The 19,180-nt window shown below is 63.5% G+C and carries 13 protein-coding genes and 1 pseudogene; 4 read left to right on the top strand and 10 right to left on the bottom strand.

Annotated features, from left to right (window positions below):
* Position 1: 1 nt before the first annotated feature.
* Together QP363_RS07125 and QP363_RS07130 are read right to left on the bottom strand one after the other, a co-directional pair.
* A complete protein-coding gene (locus QP363_RS07125; protein WP_070645947.1) occupies positions 2–1,138 on the bottom strand; it encodes an ABC transporter substrate-binding protein in 1,137 nt (378 codons plus the stop codon).
* A 267-nt stretch (positions 1,139–1,405) separates the two neighbouring features.
* Entirely contained in the window at positions 1,406–1,684 is a 279-nt protein-coding gene (locus tag QP363_RS07130; RefSeq protein WP_010191207.1) for a DUF3618 domain-containing protein, read from the bottom strand.
* 198 nt (positions 1,685–1,882) lie between these two features.
* Here QP363_RS07130 and bcp point away from each other — a divergent pair, with 198 nt between their 5' ends.
* Together bcp and QP363_RS07140 are read left to right on the top strand one after the other, a co-directional pair.
* Positions 1,883–2,353, top strand: a complete 471-nt coding sequence (bcp, locus tag QP363_RS07135; protein ID WP_070443412.1) for a thioredoxin-dependent thiol peroxidase — start codon at positions 1,883–1,885, stop codon at positions 2,351–2,353.
* Between the two features lie 3 nt (positions 2,354–2,356).
* Positions 2,357–2,995: a TetR family transcriptional regulator gene (locus QP363_RS07140; RefSeq protein ID WP_070443410.1), complete on the top strand. Its 639-nt coding sequence runs from the start codon at positions 2,357–2,359 to the stop codon at positions 2,993–2,995.
* Positions 2,996–3,008: 13 nt separating this feature from the next.
* Here QP363_RS07140 and QP363_RS07145 read toward each other — a convergent pair whose 3' ends face one another.
* The 6 genes from QP363_RS07145 to QP363_RS07170 all read right to left on the bottom strand — a co-directional run bounded on the left by QP363_RS07145 (position 3,009) and on the right by QP363_RS07170 (position 15,474).
* Entirely contained in the window at positions 3,009–3,434 is a 426-nt protein-coding gene (locus QP363_RS07145) for a holo-ACP synthase (RefSeq protein WP_284763763.1), read from the bottom strand.
* Positions 3,435–3,470: 36 nt separating this feature from the next.
* Positions 3,471–4,223 (bottom strand): ATP-binding cassette domain-containing protein, encoded by a 753-nt coding sequence (locus tag QP363_RS07150; protein ID WP_201829201.1) that lies wholly within the window; start codon positions 4,221–4,223, stop codon positions 3,471–3,473.
* 2 nt (positions 4,224–4,225) lie between these two features.
* Positions 4,226–5,284, bottom strand: coding sequence for an ABC transporter permease (locus tag QP363_RS07155; RefSeq protein WP_070729988.1), 1,059 nt, complete (start codon positions 5,282–5,284; stop codon positions 4,226–4,228).
* Complete coding sequence (locus QP363_RS07160) at positions 5,281–6,276, bottom strand: substrate-binding domain-containing protein (RefSeq protein ID WP_070719325.1); 996 nt, start codon at positions 6,274–6,276, stop codon at positions 5,281–5,283. The genes QP363_RS07155 and QP363_RS07160 overlap by 4 nt, the downstream gene beginning before the upstream one ends.
* 97 nt (positions 6,277–6,373) lie before the next feature.
* On the bottom strand, positions 6,374–15,298 hold the full coding sequence (locus QP363_RS07165; protein WP_284763764.1) for a type I polyketide synthase: 8,925 nt from the start codon (positions 15,296–15,298) through the stop codon (positions 6,374–6,376).
* 5 nt (positions 15,299–15,303) lie between these two features.
* Complete coding sequence (locus tag QP363_RS07170) at positions 15,304–15,474, bottom strand: hypothetical protein (RefSeq protein WP_168163690.1); 171 nt, start codon at positions 15,472–15,474, stop codon at positions 15,304–15,306.
* Positions 15,475–15,511: 37 nt separating this feature from the next.
* On the opposite strand from QP363_RS07170, the gene QP363_RS07175 reads away from it, so the two are divergent.
* Both QP363_RS07175 and QP363_RS07180 read left to right on the top strand, forming a co-directional pair.
* Positions 15,512–16,279, top strand: coding sequence for an HNH endonuclease family protein (locus QP363_RS07175; protein WP_284763687.1), 768 nt, complete (start codon positions 15,512–15,514; stop codon positions 16,277–16,279).
* A 128-nt stretch (positions 16,280–16,407) separates the two neighbouring features.
* A pseudogene (locus tag QP363_RS07180) lies at positions 16,408–16,563 on the top strand (ABC transporter permease subunit); the annotation flags it as partial.
* Between the two features lie 60 nt (positions 16,564–16,623).
* Here the strand turns inward: QP363_RS07180 and QP363_RS07185 are convergent.
* Positions 16,624–17,823: an SPFH domain-containing protein gene (locus QP363_RS07185; RefSeq protein WP_284763688.1), complete on the bottom strand. Its 1,200-nt coding sequence runs from the start codon at positions 17,821–17,823 to the stop codon at positions 16,624–16,626.
* A gap of 106 nt (positions 17,824–17,929) precedes the next feature.
* The gene (locus QP363_RS07190; protein ID WP_284763692.1) at positions 17,930–19,180 is read right to left on the bottom strand and encodes an alpha/beta fold hydrolase; all 1,251 of its coding nucleotides are present in this window, start codon (positions 19,178–19,180) and stop codon (positions 17,930–17,932) included.

Genomic DNA, 19,180 nt, shown 5'->3' on the forward strand with positions numbered 1-19,180 from the left:
ACTAGTTGGTGCTGAAGAAGGTTCCGTCGCCGGGGACGGGCGAGTATTTCTCTTGGGCTTCGGCCCATTCTTGCTGAACGTTGACGTCTGCGTAGTCCTCCGGGTGGAGCCACGCGGCGATCTGGAGGAGCGCCAGGTAGTTGAAGGGCGAGTTGTAGAACTGGTGCCACAGGCCGTGGAGGTTGTGCTCCTTGACGGCAGAGAGGTCCTCAAAACCAGGTTGGACGCTGGCCAGCGTCTTGGCGCTGTCGTGGGCATCCTTTTCGCTGATGCCATAGCCAGTAGCGGCGAAACCGGTGTGGCCCCTTGCGTTATCCACCTTGGTGGACCAGTCACCGCCGGTGGCGATGACCATGTCGGGATCGACATCGATGACCTTCTCCGGGGTCAGTGCGCCGGACTCGCCCTCGATGATGCCATCTGCCACGTTCTTTCCGCCGGCGACGTTGACCAGTTCAGAAATGTTGGAGTCGTTCCACGAGCCGCAGCAATCTGAGATACCTGCTGCACGCCACACGAAGGTGGAGGGCTTGTCCTGCGCCTTCTTTGCGCGCTCAGTTACCAGGTCAACGTTCTTTTGCCAGTCTGCGATGAACTCCTCCGCGCGGTCCTCGTGGCCGAAGATATCGGCGAAGATTTCCATGGTGGGCACGGTGTTCTCCAAGGGCTTGGAACGGAAGTCTGTGACGGCATAGGTCAGGCCAGCCTGGTCCAGCTTGTCGGTGAGCCCGGCGGTCTGGGAGGCCTCATATTGATCCTTGGAGAGCACGATGAGGTCCGGGTCGAGGCTGATGAGCTCCTCCACGGTGACGTCACCCTTGGTGAAGCCGCCGATTTCCGGCAGCTCGTTGACTTTGGGCGTGGTCTTTTCCAGCTCGCGGTAGTAGTCGGGCACATTCTGCTTCAGGTCCGATCCGATGGCCACGACCTTGTCCAGCGGGTCTTCCTTGTTGAGGATGCCGGTGGCAAAGACACTGCGGCCCTCTCCCAGGATGACGCGTTCCGGCGCGTGGTCCAGCTCCACCTGGCGGCCGGCAAGGTCTGTGAAACTCACAGCAGCAGTCCCGGCCTGCTCGCTGCCAGCACCGGCATTGTCGGCGGCACAGCCCGCCAGCGCGCCGGCCAGCGCCGCCACCATGGCGCACGCCCCTACTACTCGCCCGGTGCGTGGACGGGATGCCTGACCTGCAGGCGTCGATACGTGAAGCACAATTTCTCCTTCAAACTTTCGTCTTGCGGTCTGTCCGGAGGTTCATACTACACAGTCAGGTAAGGCTACCCAAAGCTGTCATAGGGTAGGCAATGCTCTTTCTAATTTATGCGGAGCGTAAAACGGCCCCACCCCAGGCATTCCCCAAGGCAGGGCCTCTCTGCGCGCAGTCGCGCCCACTGGCGCGCGCCCGCGCTAGCGACGCTCAGCGAGCAGGCGCTGCAGCTCCTTGATATCGGACTTACGGCGCTTGGAGCGGAAGACGGAAAAAGCGATGAGGCCTACGACGGCCGCGCCAACGCCGGCGAGCGCCATCTGCACATTGCGCTCCTGCAGCTTCTGGGTTGCCGCGCCCTTAGCATCCTCGACGAAGTTCTGCGGCTTGCTGCGATCAGCGAGCTCATCCAAGGTACTAGCCAGCTGACGGCGGGTGCGCTCGATGTCGCGCTGGATATCATCAATGTTGCGTGCCACGTGAATCTCCTGAATTTTGGCTTCGTTCGGTGTTGTTGCGGTTAGCTTCTATCTAACCGTTGTGGTTCTAACGTGGACATTCTACATTGACCACCAGCGTGTCTGCAGAGTTGGTCAACGTTTATCTCACCCACGCTGCACCGAGTGAACATCGATGAGCGAAAGAGCCCTTGAACAGAGCACGGTAAGGTAGACACCATGACTGAAGCACAACGACTGTCCGTAGGGGACAAAGCCCCCGCTTTTTCCTTGAGCGATGATGCCGGCAACACCGTGAGCCTGAGCGACTACGCCGGCCAGCGCGTCGTGGTTTATTTCTACCCGCGCGCCAACACTCCTGGCTGCACGAAGGAAGCCTGCGACTTCCGCGACAGCCTGGAACAACTCAATGGCATGAACATCGCCGTGGTGGGAATCTCCCCTGACAAGCCCGAGGCACTGGCGAAGTTCCGCGAGGACCACGAGCTGAATTTCCCGTTGCTGTCTGACCCCGACAAGGAGGTCATGACGGCTTATGCTGCTTTCGGCGAGAAGAAGAACTACGGCAAGATCGTCCAGGGTGTTATCCGCTCCACGTTCCTCATCGAGGAAGACGGCACCATTGGCCAGGCCATGTACAACGTCAAGGCCACTGGCCACGTCGCCCGCGTGCTCAAGGGGCTCAACTAAACCGTGGAATCTAGCTCGAAGTCACCGGAGATTCTGGTCCCTAGGCGCCGCCCAGCGCAGGCACGCAGCCGGGCCAAGTATGACCGGATTTTGTCCTGCGCGCGTCAGACGCTCGTGGACCATGGCTTTGAGTCTTTTACCTTCGACGAGGTCTCGCGCCGCGCGGAAGTACCGATTGGCACGCTCTACCAGTACTTTGCCAACAAGTACGTGCTGATCTGCGAGCTCGACCGCCAAGACACCGCCGCAATGCAGGCGGAGGTCGAGCGTTTTTCCCAGCGCGTGCCGGCCCTGCAGTGGCCGGACTTCCTGGAAGAATTCATCGACCGTATGGCCCGCGTCTGGCGCAACGACCCCTCTCGCCGCGCGGTGTGGCACGCCGTGCAGTCCACACCCGCGACCCGCGCCACGGCCGCCGACACGGAGCTCAGCCTGCTCAAGCCCATCGCGGAAATCATCGAGCCTCTTGCCCAGGGCATGGACGCCGACGCCCGAGTGGAAATCGCCGCCTTCCTCGTCCACACCGTGGTGTCCTTGCTCAACTACAGCACCATGCGCTCCGAGGAGAGCTTCGATGGCGTGGTGGAAGAGATTAAGCGCATGCTCATCGCCTACCTCTTCGCCATCGCGACCAGCGCCTAGGTCATGGCGTGGGTTATGGCGTGTGCCGCGAAAGGTGCACGGTAGCGGTGGCGTAGTCACCATCGTGGCTGATCGACAACGCCGTAGAAAAATCCCCCAGGGATTCCCGCGCGAGCCGGGCAATCTCCCCGCGCAGTTCAACTGCCACGCGCCCCCACGCATCCGGGCGGACCTCAATCTCGGCCCAGTCCACGGCCTCCTCCGCCAGGACCGGCGGGCGCCCGTAGAGCGCTTGCGACCACGCCTTGATGAAGGCCTCCTTCGCTGCCCAGCGCCCCGCGAAGTGCTGCGCGCGGGCAGCACCGATTAGCCCACGAGCCTGCGCCACGCGCAGCTCGGAGGCGCTGAAGACCCGCACAAAACGTGTGCCGGGAAGCTCCAATTGCTGGGCAAAGGACGGAATGTGCACCAAGTCGGTGCCCACGCTCACGCCACTCATAGTCATGCAGACCAGCTTAGTTGCGCCAACCGTGGTCTAGCGCGCCAGCTCCTGCTTGAGCTCCTCCAATTCGTCGCCGCCGGCCATCCACTGGGTCAGCTCCGGCAGCGTGACCTCCTCCTTGGAAGCGTCGAGAGACATCTGCCCCACCGTGAGCACGATGAAGTGATCGCCCACGAGGTAGGCGTGTTGCGGGTTGTGCGTAATAAACACCACGCCCATGCCGCGTTCGCGGGCGGCGTCGATAAAGCGCAGCACCATGCCTGATTGCTTCACGCCGAGCGCGGCGGTGGGCTCATCCAGGATGATGTAGCGCGCGCCGAAGTAGATGGCGCGGGCAATGGCGACCACCTGGCGCTGGCCACCGGAGAGGGCGGAGAGTTCCACGGAGACATCGCCAAGCTCAATGCCCATCTCGGACAACTGCTCGTGCGTAATGCGCTTCATTTCCTCCTCACGCAAGCTCCCCAGCGCCCCGGTGAGCTCTTGGCCTAGGAAGAAGTTACGCCACACAGACAGCGAGGGCACTAGCGCCAAATCCTGGTACACGGTGGCAATTCCGGCATCGAGGGAATCGCGCGGACTCGTGAGATTCACCTCTTCCCCATCGACGGTGATAGTGCCGCCGGTGGGCTGGTTGAGGCCGGCGAGGATTTTAATCAGCGTGGATTTACCCGCGCCGTTATCACCCAGCACGCAGGTCACTGCGCCTTCCTTGACGCGGAGGTTGATACCGCGCAGGGCGTGGAAGTTGCCAAATGTTTGGGAAATATCGTGCAACTCAATCATGGTTATCGCTTCCTCGTAAAGTTGGCCACCGAAGTGTTCGTGAGCACGGCAAAGAGCAGCATGGCGCCGAGGAAGAACTTGAACCAGTCGGGGTTCCAGCCGGCGTACACGATGCCCTGGTTGGTCATGCCGAAGATGAGTGCACCAATGGCGGTGCCCACCGCGGTACCGCGCCCGCCGGTCATGGAGCAGCCGCCAATCACGGCGGCGATGATGTAGAGGAACTCGTTGCCAATGCCCTGGCCGGCCTGGATGGAGTCGAAAGCAAAGAGGGTGTGCATGCCCACGAACCACGCTGCAAATCCGACGAGCATAAACAGCGCCACCTTGACGCGGCGCACGGGAACACCGACGGCGCGGGCGGCTTCATCGTCGCCACCAACGGCGAAGATCCAGTTTCCCCAGCGCGTCTTGTACAACACCCACGAGGCGATGGCGACGAAGAGGATCCACCAGATGACGGTGGCGCGGATGCTCAAGCTGCCGATGTGGATGGTGCCGGAAAAAATGATGCGGGCAGAATCGAAGCCTTCCATGTCCGAAATGGTGGGGGTGGCCACCTGGCCGGTCACCAGCTTGGTTATCGCCAAGTTGAGACCCTGCAGCATAAGGAAGGCCGCCAGGGTGATGAGGAAGGAGTCAATCTTGGTGCGCACCACAAGGAAGCCGTTGAGCGCACCGATGGCCAGTGCGGTGATGAGGGACAGCCCCACGCCCACCCACGAGTTGAGGTGGAAGTTGTAGTTGAGCATGGTGGCCACGAGCGCCGCGGAGGTCACCGCCACGCCGGAGGACAAATCAAACTCATTACCAATCATGAGCAGGCCCACCGCCAGGGCCACGATACCCAGCGTGGAACTGGCGTAGAGCACCGTGGAGAAGGCCTCCACCGAGCGGAAGGCGGGCGCCACAATCATAAAGAGGACGAAGATGACCACCGCGCCGAGCAAGCTGGCCAGTTCCGGACGGCGGATGAAGCGCGCGAAGCCACTGCGGCGGGTCAGGCGGGTATCGGCGGGGGTTGATTGCGCCTCGTCTGATGCAGTCGTGGCTTCGCTCATCGCAGGCCTGCCTTAGCGGATTCGGAGATGATGTCCACGTTGGTGGAATCCACGAAGGAGGGGCCGGTGTACACGGGGCGTCCGCCGCCCAATGTGGAGCCGTTGCGGTGTGCCAGCCACAGTGAATCGACGGCGAGGTAGCCCTGCATATAGGGCTGCTGATCGACGGCCCACTGGATACGCTTATCCGCAATGGCGTCGACAAGCTCGGCGTTGGTGTCGAAGGTGGAGACCTTGGCCTCGGAGGCGGCGTCAGCAACCGCGTCGGCGGAGCGCATGGCCACGGAGGCCTGCAGCGCCATGACCCAGTCAATGGACGGGTCCTGGCTCAGCTTCGCGTTGATGGTGGACTGCGCGGCGGTGAGATCCTTGCCATTGACGTACAGGATCTCAACCTCGCCGTTGTCCAGCCCGTCCTTCACGCCGGCACAGCGCGACTCCTGCGAGGAGTTGCCCTGCTCGTGGATGACGCACAGTACGTGCTTGGCGCCATCGTCTTTGAGGCGCTCGCCGGCCTTGGTGCCGGCTACCTTTTCCTCTTGGCCGAAGAAGGCGCTCATGCCGTATTTCTGGTAATCATCCATGCCGGCGTTAAGCCCCACGGTGGGGATGCCAGCATCCACGGCCTTCTTGGCCACCGGTCCAATCGCCCCAGCGTTGGGCATGGTCACGGCGATGCCATCCACCCCGGAGTCGATGGCGGACTGGACCAAGTTTGCCTGGTTGGGCGCTTCCGGGTCGGAAGAGTAACGCAACTCGATATTGTCCTTGCGCGCGGCGTCCTCCGCGCCCTTACGCACGAGATCCCAGTACGTATCACCTGGTGCGCCATGGGAAATCATGGCAACGACAAGACGCTCGGTGTCGACGCCACCGGCTAGCTCACCGTCAGCTTCGGGACGGGGCGCACCACCGGTGGCGGAGCAGGCGGCAAGAAGGGTGGCAGCGGCTACCGAAATAAGGCCTAGTAGTGGCTTCTTAGCTTTATTCACCCTTGCATGGTGCCCCAGATTGGGGGACTTCTCCAACCCGCCTGACCTGCTTCTTTATCGTTCCAGAGGGGACACGCTGGGGATACTCTAGCGCCTGCTACCCCCGTTTCGTTGTGTCTCCTCCCTCCGGTTCGAGCATGCCGTTGCGAAGCCGCGCGGATTCGCTCAGCAGCGTTGCTGCCTCACGTTCTGCTACCTCGTCAGCTGTGCCTGCTCCCAAGTTGCGCTTCACCGGCCGCTCGTACAGCGATGGCCCACCGCGCATGCCTTCTTCTAAGCGCCGCAGTCCACGCAGCTCGCGATCGGCGGCGGCCACCCGCCAGGCTTCGGCCACGCCCTCACCCTGCTCCCGGGCCAATGCGGCAAAGAAAGCACTCGGGTGAACCAGCGCGATGAGGGCGGAGACGTGCCCGAAGCCCAGAGATGTCACCAGGCCCGCCTTCGGCGGGGTGCGGCGAAGGTCCAACGGCTGGCGCAGCCACAGCAGGTGCGAGTGACGGCGCAGCACGGGGTCGACGCAGTCCAGGGAACGATTCGGCGGGAGGACCCCACTACGCAACACCTGGGTCAGACCGATGAGTTGGAAGGCCGCTGCTCCGCCCTTGGCGTGCCCGGTCAGGCTCTTCTGCGATATCACATAGAGCGGGTTGCCGGGGCTGCGGCCGAGTGCGGCGGCGATGCGCTCGTGCAGGTCCGATTCGTTGGGGTCGTTGGCGTTGGTGGAGGTATCGTGCTTGGACACCACAGCGATATCGTCCGCACCCACGCCGAGAGCCTCCAGGGAGCGGGCCAGGCGGGAGTTCTGCCCGCCCCGCGCCGCGGAGAGTGCGCCCAAGCCCGGCGCGGGGATGGAGGTGTGCGCGCCGTCAGCGAAGGACTCGGCAAAGCCCACCACGCCCAGCACTGGCAACCCCATCTCCGCCGCAAAGCTTCCCCGGGCGAGCAGGATAGTCCCGCCGCCTTCGGATTCCACGAAGCCGGCACGACGGCGGTCATTAGCGCGGGAGAAGAAGCGATGCTCAATCCCCTTCGCTTCCAACTCCGCGCTATCGGCAGTGGCTGCCATGTCACCAAAGCCGGTAATACCCTCGATGGACAGGGCATCGATGCCGCCGGCCACGACGAAGTCCGCCTTGTGCAGGCGCAGCTTGTCGAAGCCCTCCTCCACCGACACCGCTGCCGTGGCACAGGCGGCCACCGGGTGCACCATCTGGCCATAGCCGCCGATATAGGACTGCATCACGTGCGCGGCAATAACGTTGGGCAGCGCTTCCTGCAGGATGTCATTGGGGCGTGGCTGTCCCAGCAGCTTGTCGACGTACAACGAGCGCAGCGCCTCCTGGCCTGCCATGCCGGTTCCCTGGGTGGAGCTCACGCGCGCCGGGTGGACATGGGCTAAGAGCTCGGCCGGGCTAAAGCCTGCAGAAAGGAAGGCATCCACTGTGCACACCAGGTTCCACAGGGCGAGCCGGTCGAGGTTATCCACCATGTCCGCGGGGATGCCGTAGACCTGTGGGTCAAAGCCCTCCGGAATCTGGCCGCCCGCAAAGCGGGTCATGGCCACGCGCCGCGGGACTCGCACCGCGGAGCCAGCAGGGCGGGTGACCTGCCATTCGACCTCACCTGTCGCGCCATCGACGCGGCGGAGTGTGGCGCCCTCGCAGCTGTCAACGAAACTGCGCGCCGTCTCTTCATCCTGCACGGTGAAGCTCAGCGGCTTCTCTAGATAGATGGTGGTCAGCTCGGGCGCGAGGTTATCCAGCATAGGTAGGTGTGGTCCGAAGTCATCGTGGAAGCGGCGTACACCAATCCCAGCGAGAACTTCGTCGTGGAAGCGCTCGTAGACGTCTTCCTCTGCTAACTTTTCACCTTCGGCCGTCAGCCATCCGGCTGTGCGCTCATCCCAACTAATGAGTCCGCGACTCCAGGCCAGCTCCAGCACGCCGGCCGCGGAGAGCTCTCCGCCGACCTCCACCTCATAGCGGGTACGCGAGGAGCCCAGCGGACCGAGCTCTCCCGCGCCGACGATGACCACCATGTCCTCGAGAGTCTGCGTTACCCCACTGAAGTCGGGGCTGGTCGACTCCGCAGGTTTCAGCACGTTCGGCAGGGCCTTCGCCGTTCGCGAAGCCTTCTCTACGCGCGAGCTACCAGCTGCCAGTGGTGCATCTGCTTCCTCTGGCTGTGACGCCCGGGCAAGTGCGGCTAGGTCCAACTCAGCATCGGCCAGCCCGCCGGTGAGGTCGACGCTCAGCGGTGAGGACGCTGCCTGAGCGCGGATCTGCGGGGACGCGGTGACGTCGAGAAGCTGCACCGCCATCTCCTTCGCTGAGAAGGTCCGCACGCCGCGGGCCTCCACCTGCTCAACCAGCGGATCGTTGCCGCCCATCAGGCCGGTGCCGCGCACCCACCCGATGTGGGCGTGCACCAGCGAGGTGCGCGCTCCCCAGCTGGATTGCTCGGAAGACCAGCGGTTAACCAAGGCATCGAGGGCCGCCTTGGCCTCGCCGTAGGCGCCATCGCTGCCGAAGCGCCCGCGGTTGGGTGAGCCCGGCAGCACCACGTGCAGGCGGTGGCCCACGCGTGTATCCGTACCCACAGCGGAAAGCGCCGCAATAAGTTTTTCCACCGACCACAGCAGCAGGCGCATCTGGGACTCCGCCCCCGCACCGGCATCCTGGAGGGTACCGGTAACGCGCGGCGCGGCGAAGGGAAAGAGCAGGTCCGGCACATAGGCCGGTTTTATCTGCACGGTTTTACCGCCCACGGTGGCGGTGTGCTCTGCCGCAATCCATTCCACGAGCGCATCCACGTCCGCGAAGGAACTGAGGTTTGCTGGAACTACCCACAGCGCGGCCGCGCCGACAGCCCGCCTGCGGTAGAGCTCCTTATAAAACTCCAGGCGCTCGTGGCTTAGCTGGGAGGTCGTCGCAATCACGGTTGCGCCCTCCGCGAGCAACTCGCCAATGAGCTCGACGGCAATCGAACCCGGCGAGCCACCCGTCACCACCGCCACCTGGTCAGCCAAGAGCAACCCATCGGCCGGGGTGCGGGCATCGCGGGCCAAGTCCACATAGCCGAAGTGCTCGGCTAAGAGCGCTACCTCCTCACCGGCGCCCAGCACGTCGAGTTCGGGCTCTGTTTCTCCGGCGGCGGCTGCGCGGGCGATGTCCTCGCGGGCGCTGGCCCAGCGGTCGTCGAGAAGCACTGCCTTGCGCGCATCAAAAGCGGGGGCGACGCGCTGCTGCCAGTCCGGCCCCAGCTCCGTGGCAACGAGCTGCTCCAGCTCCGTGCGTGCTGCGCTGTCTCCCTGCTCAATCAGGGTCTCCTCACAGCCGAGGGCGGCGAGTGCGGCGCGGGCGGAGTCCTCCAGCGCCGATTCAAGGCGCTCGGTATAGGCGCGCACCGCTTCCGGGTCCACGGCCTCGTGTGGCGTTGCCGCTGCGGCCTTCTGCAGTGAGACTCCTTCACATTCCCCGGCGGCGCACACGGCGGCATCAATCAGCGCATCAAGCTCAGCTACCGACGCCACACCGGTCGTGGGCAAGCTGGCCAAGTCCCCGCCGCGCAACGAGGAGCCCTCGCGAGTACCCAGGACCAGCTGCACAGTCGCGCGGTCGACCCAGCCTGGCCCCAATCCCCAGGTACCGCTCACGCGCTCGGCCACGTAGCTGGGCTTCTTGCCCGCCGGTCCCGTGAGCCGGTTGAGCGCCTGCGCAACCTGCTCTGTGAGGACCTCCCCGAATGGTGCATAGCCCGGCGCGCGCTGCGCCACACTCTCCGCCAGCTGCGGGATGGGTGTATCCGCAGCATTCTCGATGGCGCTGATGCCGAATTCCACGCCAAGGTCAACGAGCAACTGGTTGCGGCGGGAGGATACGCCTTCCACGAGGGTTTCGATGGAATCAGTCGCGGCCATTTGATCGGGGCGGACCTTCGTCCACAACGCAATAAGCATCTCGAGTGCCTGGTGCGCATTCAACGGGCAGTCCTCGACGACGGCCGGAACCTCCTCATGCGATGCCTGCACCATTTCTTCCTGGTGTGTGGTCTGCGGTGACTGCCTCGACTCAGATTCGACCGATTCCGCTTCGGCGCTAACCGGTTGTGCGGCTTGCTCTGCGACCGCCTTCGCTGCTGGCCCGGGTGCCGGCTCGGCGTCTTCGGCAAAGACTCGCCCATGGTCGCGCTCATAGTTGAGCACCTCGAGGTCTGCGCTGCCCGCGTGCTGGGGAAGGCGCAGGGTTTGGCCCAGCATGTTGGTCAGCGTCGGCGCGGCGCCCACACCGACCTCGATGAAACGCTCCACGCCAAGCTGCGCGAGGAGCAAATCCTGGGTCTCTATCCAGCGCACGGGGGAAGCAAACTGCCAGGCCAGAAGCTCGATGAGCAGGGTACGGCCCAGGCGCGCCGGGCTCGCCACGGCACCATCGAAGTCCGCCAGAATCTCCGCGATGGGTTCCGAATCCACCACCGCGGCGATGGATTCCACGAACTCGCGGCTCAGCGCGAAGGGCCGCGCCACAAGGTTTGGAATATAGCGCCCCACCAGCGGGTCGAGATTGATTTCTTCAGGAATGAGTACATCGAGGTGCGCGCGGAAATCTGCCACGCCGCCCACTAAGCGGGAGGAGTGGAAGGGCACGTCAATCCCCGGAATGGGGATAACGGCACGCTGCCCAGGGGCGCGGCGCTCGGCGTCATCCGCCAACGCATCCAGCCCCGCTTTCGTACCGGCCACTGCATATTGTCGCCCGGCGATATTGTGGTTGACCACCTCAAGGAACTCGCCCGTATCCGCGGCCACGCGCGCAACGTGGGCAAAGGCCTCGCTCGCGCTCATCCCCATCTTGTGCGGACGCAGCGCCGCCAAACCGTAGAGCGACTGGCCAGCGGAATCGCGCTCGACCAGACGGTGCATGGTTAGACCGCGGACATAAACGATGTCCAACACTGCTTCCAAGGACAGGACCTCGGCATAGGCGGCCAGGGCGTTGTACTCGCCCACCGAGTGGCCAGCGAAGAAGGCACAACTTTCAAGAACCTCGGATTCTTTAAGCGCTGCAATCTGTGCGCAACCCAGCGTCGCCATAGCCACCTGCGTGAACTGCGTCAGATATAGCACGCCATCCGGGTGGGTGAATGCCTCACCATCCACCACCACGGTGTCGGGGTTGTGGCGGACGATCTCCAGGATGGAGAAGCTCAAGCTCCGCCGCGTGTGTTTATCCGCACGCTCCCACACGGCGCGCGCCGCTGCGGATTCTGCGTAGTCCTTCATCCCCATCCCCGGGGACTGGATGCCTTGGCCCGGGAAAGCATAGAAGGTGGTGGGGCTGCTCATCGTCGCTCGCGCCTGCAGCACCGGTACGCCCTGGCTGGTGGCGGTCACGCTGCGGACCTCGCCGTAGCCGCGCCGCTTGTCGACGCCCACCCGTTCCACATCAAACTCCACCTCACTGCCGGGAAGCACGGGTGCAAGCCAGGTAACGGACCACTCGAGAACGCGGGTGCTGTCAAATGCCGCAGCCGCCTGCGCCAGCGCCGAGGTCCACATGCCGTGGACGATCGGGCCTTGACGATGCCCCGCCAGTGCCGCAGCGTTCGATGACAGGTGGATGGGGTTCCTATCCCCCGTTACAACGGCGAAGGGCCGCAGTGATTCCGGTGCCACCGCGGTGGTGCGGTGGCGGAAGGAACACGGAGTCTCACGGAGAGAGGACCCTGCACTGTTTTCTTGGCTGTTTGCTTGCGCGTTGGTTTCGGATGCATCACCATGCCGTCCGGTAATCAGGAAGCGCTCGTGCATCTGCGCGAATTCATGTTCTTCGTCGCGCACGGCTGTAGTCACGCCGACTGTAATGTCGACAACGCGCCCCGACGGTGTATCGCGTACCTCCTCCAGCTCGGCGGTGTAGCGCAGGTCCAAAGGCTCAGCGTCGGGGGCGGCGCTGCTGCGAAGCCGATCCCAGGCGTGCGGTGTGAGGCTCAGCGAGTGCTCGAGGTGGACAAGGTTGAGGAAGCCCTCCACTATCGGCTCCCCGCACTCGGTGTGGGCGCCGGCCAGGACTGCGAAGAGTGCCGGCCAGGCGCGGCCAACGAGGACATCGGGCGAGGCAGCAGTGCTCATCTCCCCGCTCGTCACCGCACCATACTGGGCAATGTCGGTGGCACTGAGGTCAGCGCTGATTGTTGCGGCCCCGGAATCAACCTCAGGTAGGTCGCCGCCGGCAGCTTGGCGCAGCAGCTCCCGCATGGCGGATTCGGCATCGTCGACAATGACCAGTGGTGAGGCGCCCGGAATGCGCGGCGAAGTGATGCGCACACGCAGCTCAGCTCCGGAATGGAACGGAACGGTCAACCACATGGCATCGTCGCCGGCAGCCTCCAGTTCCACGCCATGAAGGCCCAAGCGCAGAGGGTTGGGCTGCTCGCGCCCGGCCCAATTCAGCCCCGGGGCGCGGCGAATGAGCTCTTCAGTGCTGAAAGCGGGCTCGCCAGAGCCATCCTCGGTCTCGTCAAGAAGCGCAAGTGCCGCCTGTTCGAAGCGGCCAAGTATCTGCGCCACCGGCCCGTTGGCCTGCTCGATTCCCTCAACGGCTGCCGTGCCAGGGATGATGCAGACCTCATCGGCCTCGTAGTGCTCATCGTGCGCCTGCCACAAGGTGTCGCGGCGCCAGCGGCGGCGTACGTCAGAATCGATGACCGGCACAAAGTTTGCGGGTTTGCCCGGACCATCCACGAGCTGGATGAACCATGCGGCGTCGGTCGGGTGCAGCGCGGCGTCACCGTAGAGTTCGGTCAGTTGGGCACTTGCCGCAGCCGGGTTTTCGCGGTCAACCTCAACGCGCAACTCAATCTCGCCGTGGTCGGTCGGATGAAGGCGGGCTTCGGCGCGAGCCACCATGCGCAAGAATCGACTCAACCAGGATTCATCGACCCAGCCGTCCAGGTAGGACAGCTCAAGGTAGCGCTGCAGCCACTCGGAATAGGACATCTCATTAAGGTCCCCGAAATAGGGCTTGCACGTGCACCCGATGGCCTCAATGATCTCCGCGCGGTGAGTCTCCACGGCCGCAGCGTCACCGGCCACCTCATCCAAGAGGCGCCCAGCGCGGGCAAAGGAATTGTCCAGCTCGTGAATGTCTGCACCCAGGTCCGAGCGTCCCGATACAACGTCGTCGCGCTTCGCAGCGACGAGCGCTTGCTTTACCGACTCGGATGCGGTGGATTCCTTCGCCGCCATGGCAGCGGTGCCCACCATGATGGCATCGACTGGCGCTGCGGGCAGACCGTAGCGCTGCGCCCACGTGCCCAGCAGGTACTCTGCTCCACGCGCTGGGGTACCGATTCCCCCACCAACGGCGAGAAGGACATTGTCGTGCTCACGGATCCGCGCGTAGGTAGCAACAAGGACCTCATCGAGACTTTCTAAAGAGTGGTGGCCACCGGCCGCGCTACCTTCCAGCTGCATGATGACGGTGGTCTCAGGGAGAGCGTCCGCAACGCGGAGAACCTCCTCCACCTGCGCCGAAGTTCCCGGCTTGAAGGCGACCCACGGGATATTCGCTGCGTGGAGCTTCCCCACCAGCTCTATTGCCCCCTCCACAGGCGGAATACCAGCGGAAATCACCACGCCGTTGATAGGCGCTCCCACTGCGCGTGCCTGCAGAATCGAATTCGGCCCCTCGATCTGGCGGCGCCACTGGGAAGCCGCGAGGTACAGCGCATTGAACTGGGCGTTAACCCCAGGCTGCAGTAGCCGGCCCAGGGTGTGCAAGTTCTCTTTAAGGATGGCATCGGTGTGCTGTCCCCCGCCGGCCAATTCGGCCCAGTGCCCGGCATTGGCTGCCGCGGCGACGATGTCCGGGTCCACCGTGGTGGGGGTCATCCCGGGGAGCATGACTGGTGAGTAGCCGGTGGCCCGAGTGAAAGCAGTCGACAGACGCCCGTTTACCACGCGCGGGGCCCACTCGGACCACGCGCGTGGCAGAGAAGGTGCGCGTCCCGGTTCCACGAGCTGAGCCAGTCCTTGCGCTGTCCCCACGGCCAGCGTGCCCACGCCGTGCCCGGCAACGAGATCGCGTGTCAGCGGCTCCACCCCGCGGGTGGGCCCGACTTCAAGGATCCAGCGAGCCCCAGCGTCAAGCGCCGAATCAACGCGCTCGGGCCAGTCCACGTAGTCCGTGAGCACGGCGCGCGCGAGCTGCGCGGTGATTTCTGGGTCCAAGCCGATTCGCCCCGCCCAGCTTTCTACCTGTTCCACCGCATACTGCATGGTGGGATGGTGGAACGCGGCCGAAACGTCAAGGTCGGAAACGGTAACTGCGGCGGGCTTGACTTCCTCCCCTTCCGTAAGGGTCGCGTTCTCCTGCAGCGCGGCCTTCACTCGGGCAAGCTCAACCGGTGTTCCGACGATGACGAAGCGCCCCCGTCCGTTGTCGAGGCCAATGCGGGCACCGGCTTCATGCAGTTGCTGCTTCGTCGCACCGGTCACCGCCGCCATGGGTGCGCCCTGCGCGGTGCGGACGAGCCCAGCGCTGCGCGCGGTAGTCACCATGGCTGCGCCGATGAGACGCGCCAGTGCCAGAGCCCCCGCTGGGCTCATGCGCTTCTTCACCACCGCTGCGGCGAGCACGCCTTGGGAATGGCCGATGCTGCTCACAGCGTCCTCGAGTTCTACTCCGTGTGCGCGCAGGTTTTCTAGCACCGCCAGCTGTGCGGTGAGGATGCCGGGAGTGGAAAGTGGGACGTCGGCAAGCGCGTGCGCCCACGCCGGCTCCGCATCCGCCCAGGCCAGGGGTGCAAACCCGTGTGGCGCAGCGGGCAGGAGTTCCTCGTCCAGTGGGGCAAGCAGTTCTTCCGCCTCAGCGAGGTACTCAGTCAGTTGCGGCCCGACACCAGTGGCAAGGGCGTCGCGCAACGTCGGCAGCCAGGCATAGCCTTGTCCGGAGAAAGACAGCGCGAAAGGCTCGGAGCCCAAGTGCGCAACCAAAGGCACAGAGACGTGGGAATCGGACACCGTCACTACTCCCCCAAAGCGCGAGCGACAAGCTGCGCGGCCTCATCGAGGGAAGACTGGGTCTTCGACTCAGGAATATCAGAAAAGACCTGGCAGGCGTGGTCTGGGACAACCTCGGCCGAGCGCTGCAAGCCGCGTTCAGCAAGGTACTCGTCAAAGAACATATCGATACTCATACCGTGTGCCGATTCTACCCACTAGGATCACTACGTCATGTCCACTCGTACCCCGTTCTTCATCGCCGCACTGCTTAACGCCGCGATAGCCGCACTGGTGGCTGTGGGCCTTTTCCTTCCCGCCCCAGCCGATCCCCCATTCGAGCAGCCCAGCGCCACAACGGCAGCGGCGCCGGTCCAGGAGGGACCTACAGAAGAACAGTCCGAAGAGGCCGCTCCCGCGCCGGAGATCGCCGAAACACTCGCCGCCTTGAATTCCTTGGAGGTCAAAGGCCGCGCTCCCATGACCGGTTATGAGCGTGAGGAATTCGGCCACGCGTGGTCCGATGATGTGACGGTGGACTTCGGCCACAACGGCTGCGATACCCGCAACGACATCCTCCGCAGGGATCTGGATCCGGAAAGCCTCGTGCTCAAGGAAGGAACCCACGACTGTGTGGCACTGTCCGGGGTTTTGCACGACCCCTATTCGGGCCAGGACATTGAGTTTCAGCGCGGGGCGCAGACCTCACGCGCGGTGCAGATCGATCACGTTGTGGCGCTGGCCGACGCCTGGCAGAAAGGCGCCCAGCAATGGTCACCGGAGAAGCGCCGCAACTTTGCCAATGACCCACGCAACCTCCTTGCCGTCGACGGTCCTCTCAACCAGCAGAAAGGCGCTGGTGATGCCGCCACGTGGCTACCGCCTAACAAAGGTTTTCGCTGTGAATATGCGCGCCGCATCGTCGAGGTAAAAGCGACCTATGGAATCTGGGTTACGGAGGCAGAAAAGGATGCACTCAGTCGGCTGCTGCACGCCTGCTGAGTATTTCTATCCCCCTTAATGTGTTTTAAGCGTTGCGGGTGCGTTCCGGCTACCCCCCGAAATTATGCGCATAATATTCATCCGCACCTAACGCTGGAGCTTAGTTTTCCGCGATCGGAATTCCGGGGCGCACTGCACGGGCAAAGGACCTGACCCGTTCCCAAGCCATCCGCAAGCACGCCCTGCGCACTTCCATCATTCCGGTTGCGACCTCCGCCGCTTTCTCCGTTCCTGGCATCTTCACCGGCGCCATCATGACGGAAACCATCTTCGCGTGGAAGGGCAACGAAAAGAGGGTCTTCCCAAAAAGCGGGAAGGCCCTCTTCATGTGGTTTTGAATGTGCTTAGTTATTGCCCTTGTTGAGCTGGTTGCGCAACTGATCAAAGTAGTCGCGCGCGCTCTGCGGCTGGTTATTGCCCTGCGGCGGGGCCGGGAAACCTGAGAACTGACCAAAGCCCTGGCCCTGCTGTGCGTTCTGTACGTGCTCCTGTGCTTGTTGCTGTGCGCGCTGCGCCTGCTCCATCGCTTCAGCATCGCGGCGGGCACGCTCATCGCGCTCGCGGCGCTCCTGTTCCTCACGGCGGCGACGCTCAGCGGCGGCGTCTTCGCGGCTGTGCTTTGCTTCGCCGGCCGGCACCTTCGGCTTCGGGGCTTCATTAATAGCGTTCGTAGACAGCAAAGTATCGCGCATACCGCCGAAGAGATCCTGCATGCCGCCCGGGTTAGACGGCATGTACAGCACATTGGTGTGGGCGCGGTCGGCCACGTCCACCATGGCGTCGAGGTACTGGGAGACCAGCATGAGGGTCTCGGGGTTCTCCTGCACGCCGGCGGCACGCAGCAACTCGTACTGCTGGGCAATACCTTCGACGATTTCCTTACGCTGGTCAGCCACACCGCGACCCTGCAGCTTCTTGGCCTCGGCCGCACCTTCGGCTTCCTTGACCACACGGATCTTCTCAGCTTCTGCCTGCGCCACGGCAGCCTCGCGCTCACGCTGTGCGGCGTTAATGGAGTTCATGGACTCGCGCACGCGGGCATCCGGGCGAATATCGGTAACGAGGGTGTTGACGAAGTTCCAGCCGTAGGCGGCCATGTTATCGCGCAGGGACATCGCTACGTTGCGGGCGATGGTGTCCTTGGAAGAGAAAGAATCATCCAAGTTCATGTTCGCCACGGAGGAACGGACGTTGTCCTGCACATAGGCCACGATCTGCTGCTCGTGGTTGGACAAGGTGTAGAAAGCCTGACGCTCGCTGCCCTGAACTACCTCGTACTGCACGGCAACGGGGATCTGGACGAAGACGTTGTCCTTGGTCTTGGTTTCCACCATGACATCGAGCTGACGGATCTGCAGGCTAATCTTGGCGCGCACGCGGTCGACATAAGGCACCTTGAAGTGCAAGCCCGCGTGAGCAACGCTCACGAACTTACCCATCCGCTCAATGATGGCGGCCTCCTTCGTCCGGACGATGAAGAAACCGTCGAAGGCAGTGGCAATAATAATGAGGAGAATCACGCCAATGACGATGAGACCGGCCATAGGCTTATCCTTTCTGCTCGGTTAAGGTTTTCCTAACCAGTGTGCCATACGGTGACCACCACCACATCTCGAGAAAGAACATTCCCCGAGAGCTCTCGGAGCACTCTTATCGCTCATCAGCCGCGCGGAAGAGCTCGCCCAAAATCCCCGCGCCGTCCTCACTAATACCGTTGTGCTGGAAGCGGTTGGTCACCACTGGGCGCAAGTCGCGGTAGGTCTCTCCTGTAGCCAGGGAGTCTTCGAAGGGCACGAAGATATCGTCCAAGTAGATGGCGGCGGAGGCGGTAACGGGTGCGGCGGCAAGCGCAGCGGCGTCATACGGAGAGCTTGCCCACTCGTGGGCGGCGAGCTCCTCGGCGGCCTGCTTGAAGGGGCGCAGCGCCGGATCCTCATCGAACTGCCAGGGGAAGATGTGCTCACCAGTGAGATAGGTACCATCCTCGGCGAACTCGGGGAACTCCTCACGCATGCGGTGCGCAGCCCAGCCGGTGACGGCCTGGCCGCCGACGCCACCGTAGATAGATTCATGGATGGCCGCGTACAGCGGGCCAGCCTGGAAGCTCACGCGGCTTCCGACGTCGTTGAGGAAGTCCGAACGCAAGCGCTTCTTCCCACCCACGGTGCGGAAAGGTTCCTCCAGCAGGTAGCCCAAAGAATCGAAGCCAGTGCCGCGCCCCAACTCAATTCCGATAGTGCGGAAGCGGCGCGCAGACAGGCGCTCCCCTGTCGGAAGTAGCTCCTCCGAGTTGTCTAGGTGGTGGAGGATTTCCTCGACGCGCGCTTTAGCCCACGGGAACTGGGCATAGAAACGCTCGTGACGCACCTTGAGCTTGGCAAAAGTCGTGCGGTAGAGATCATCTGCACCTTTGGTCAGGGTGGGCAGGCCACCTGTAAGGAAGGCACGCCCAATGGAATCAGGGAACATCGAGGCATAGGCGGTGATGATGAAGCCGCCGAAGGATTGGCCGAAGAGATCCCAGGACTCCTCCCCCAGGTGCGCACGCAGGTGTTCGGCATCGCGCACGATGTTTTCCTGGCGCAGTTGGGCCAAGCGCTGTGCGGTGCGGTCCTCGGCAGGACTCAGCTCATCAATGCGGTGGCTGCGACCCGTGCCGCGCTGGTCCATGAGGATCCAGCGGTAGCGCTCCAAGCCCTTCCCGATGAGTCCGGAAGCACCCGTCGGCCTTGGCGCGGGAAAACCCGGCCCGCCCTGGTTATAGAGCAGCGCTGGGTAATTCTCACCGCCGGGCGGGATGATTTCCCGGGCGTAGAGCTCGAACTCCCCCGCGGCGGGATTGTCATAGTCCCAGGGGACGGTGATGGTGTGTTCCTTGATGGTGTGGCCGAAGCGTTTCAT

This window comes from Corynebacterium sp. UMB6689 (genome assembly GCF_030215295.1).
Lineage (GTDB): Bacteria > Actinomycetota > Actinomycetes > Mycobacteriales > Mycobacteriaceae > Corynebacterium > Corynebacterium aurimucosum.

Excerpts from the sequence above, each read along its gene's own strand:
- QP363_RS07145 (WP_284763763.1), bottom strand. The coding sequence starts at position 3,434 with ATGAGTGGCGTGAGCGTGGGCACCGACTTGGTGCACATTCCGTCCTTT.
- QP363_RS07190 (WP_284763692.1), bottom strand. The coding sequence starts at position 19,180 with ATGAAACGCTTCGGCCACACCATCAAGGAACACACCATCACCGTCCCC.
- QP363_RS07170 (WP_168163690.1), bottom strand. The coding sequence starts at position 15,474 with ATGAGTATCGATATGTTCTTTGACGAGTACCTTGCTGAACGCGGCTTG.
- QP363_RS07175 (WP_284763687.1), top strand. The coding sequence starts at position 15,512 with ATGTCCACTCGTACCCCGTTCTTCATCGCCGCACTGCTTAACGCCGCG.
- QP363_RS07125 (WP_070645947.1), bottom strand. The coding sequence starts at position 1,138 with ATGGTGGCGGCGCTGGCCGGCGCGCTGGCGGGCTGTGCCGCCGACAAT.
- QP363_RS07150 (WP_201829201.1), bottom strand. The coding sequence starts at position 4,223 with ATGATTGAGTTGCACGATATTTCCCAAACATTTGGCAACTTCCACGCC.
- bcp (WP_070443412.1), top strand. The coding sequence starts at position 1,883 with ATGACTGAAGCACAACGACTGTCCGTAGGGGACAAAGCCCCCGCTTTT.
- QP363_RS07155 (WP_070729988.1), bottom strand. The coding sequence starts at position 5,284 with ATGAGCGAAGCCACGACTGCATCAGACGAGGCGCAATCAACCCCCGCC.
- QP363_RS07185 (WP_284763688.1), bottom strand. The coding sequence starts at position 17,823 with ATGGCCGGTCTCATCGTCATTGGCGTGATTCTCCTCATTATTATTGCC.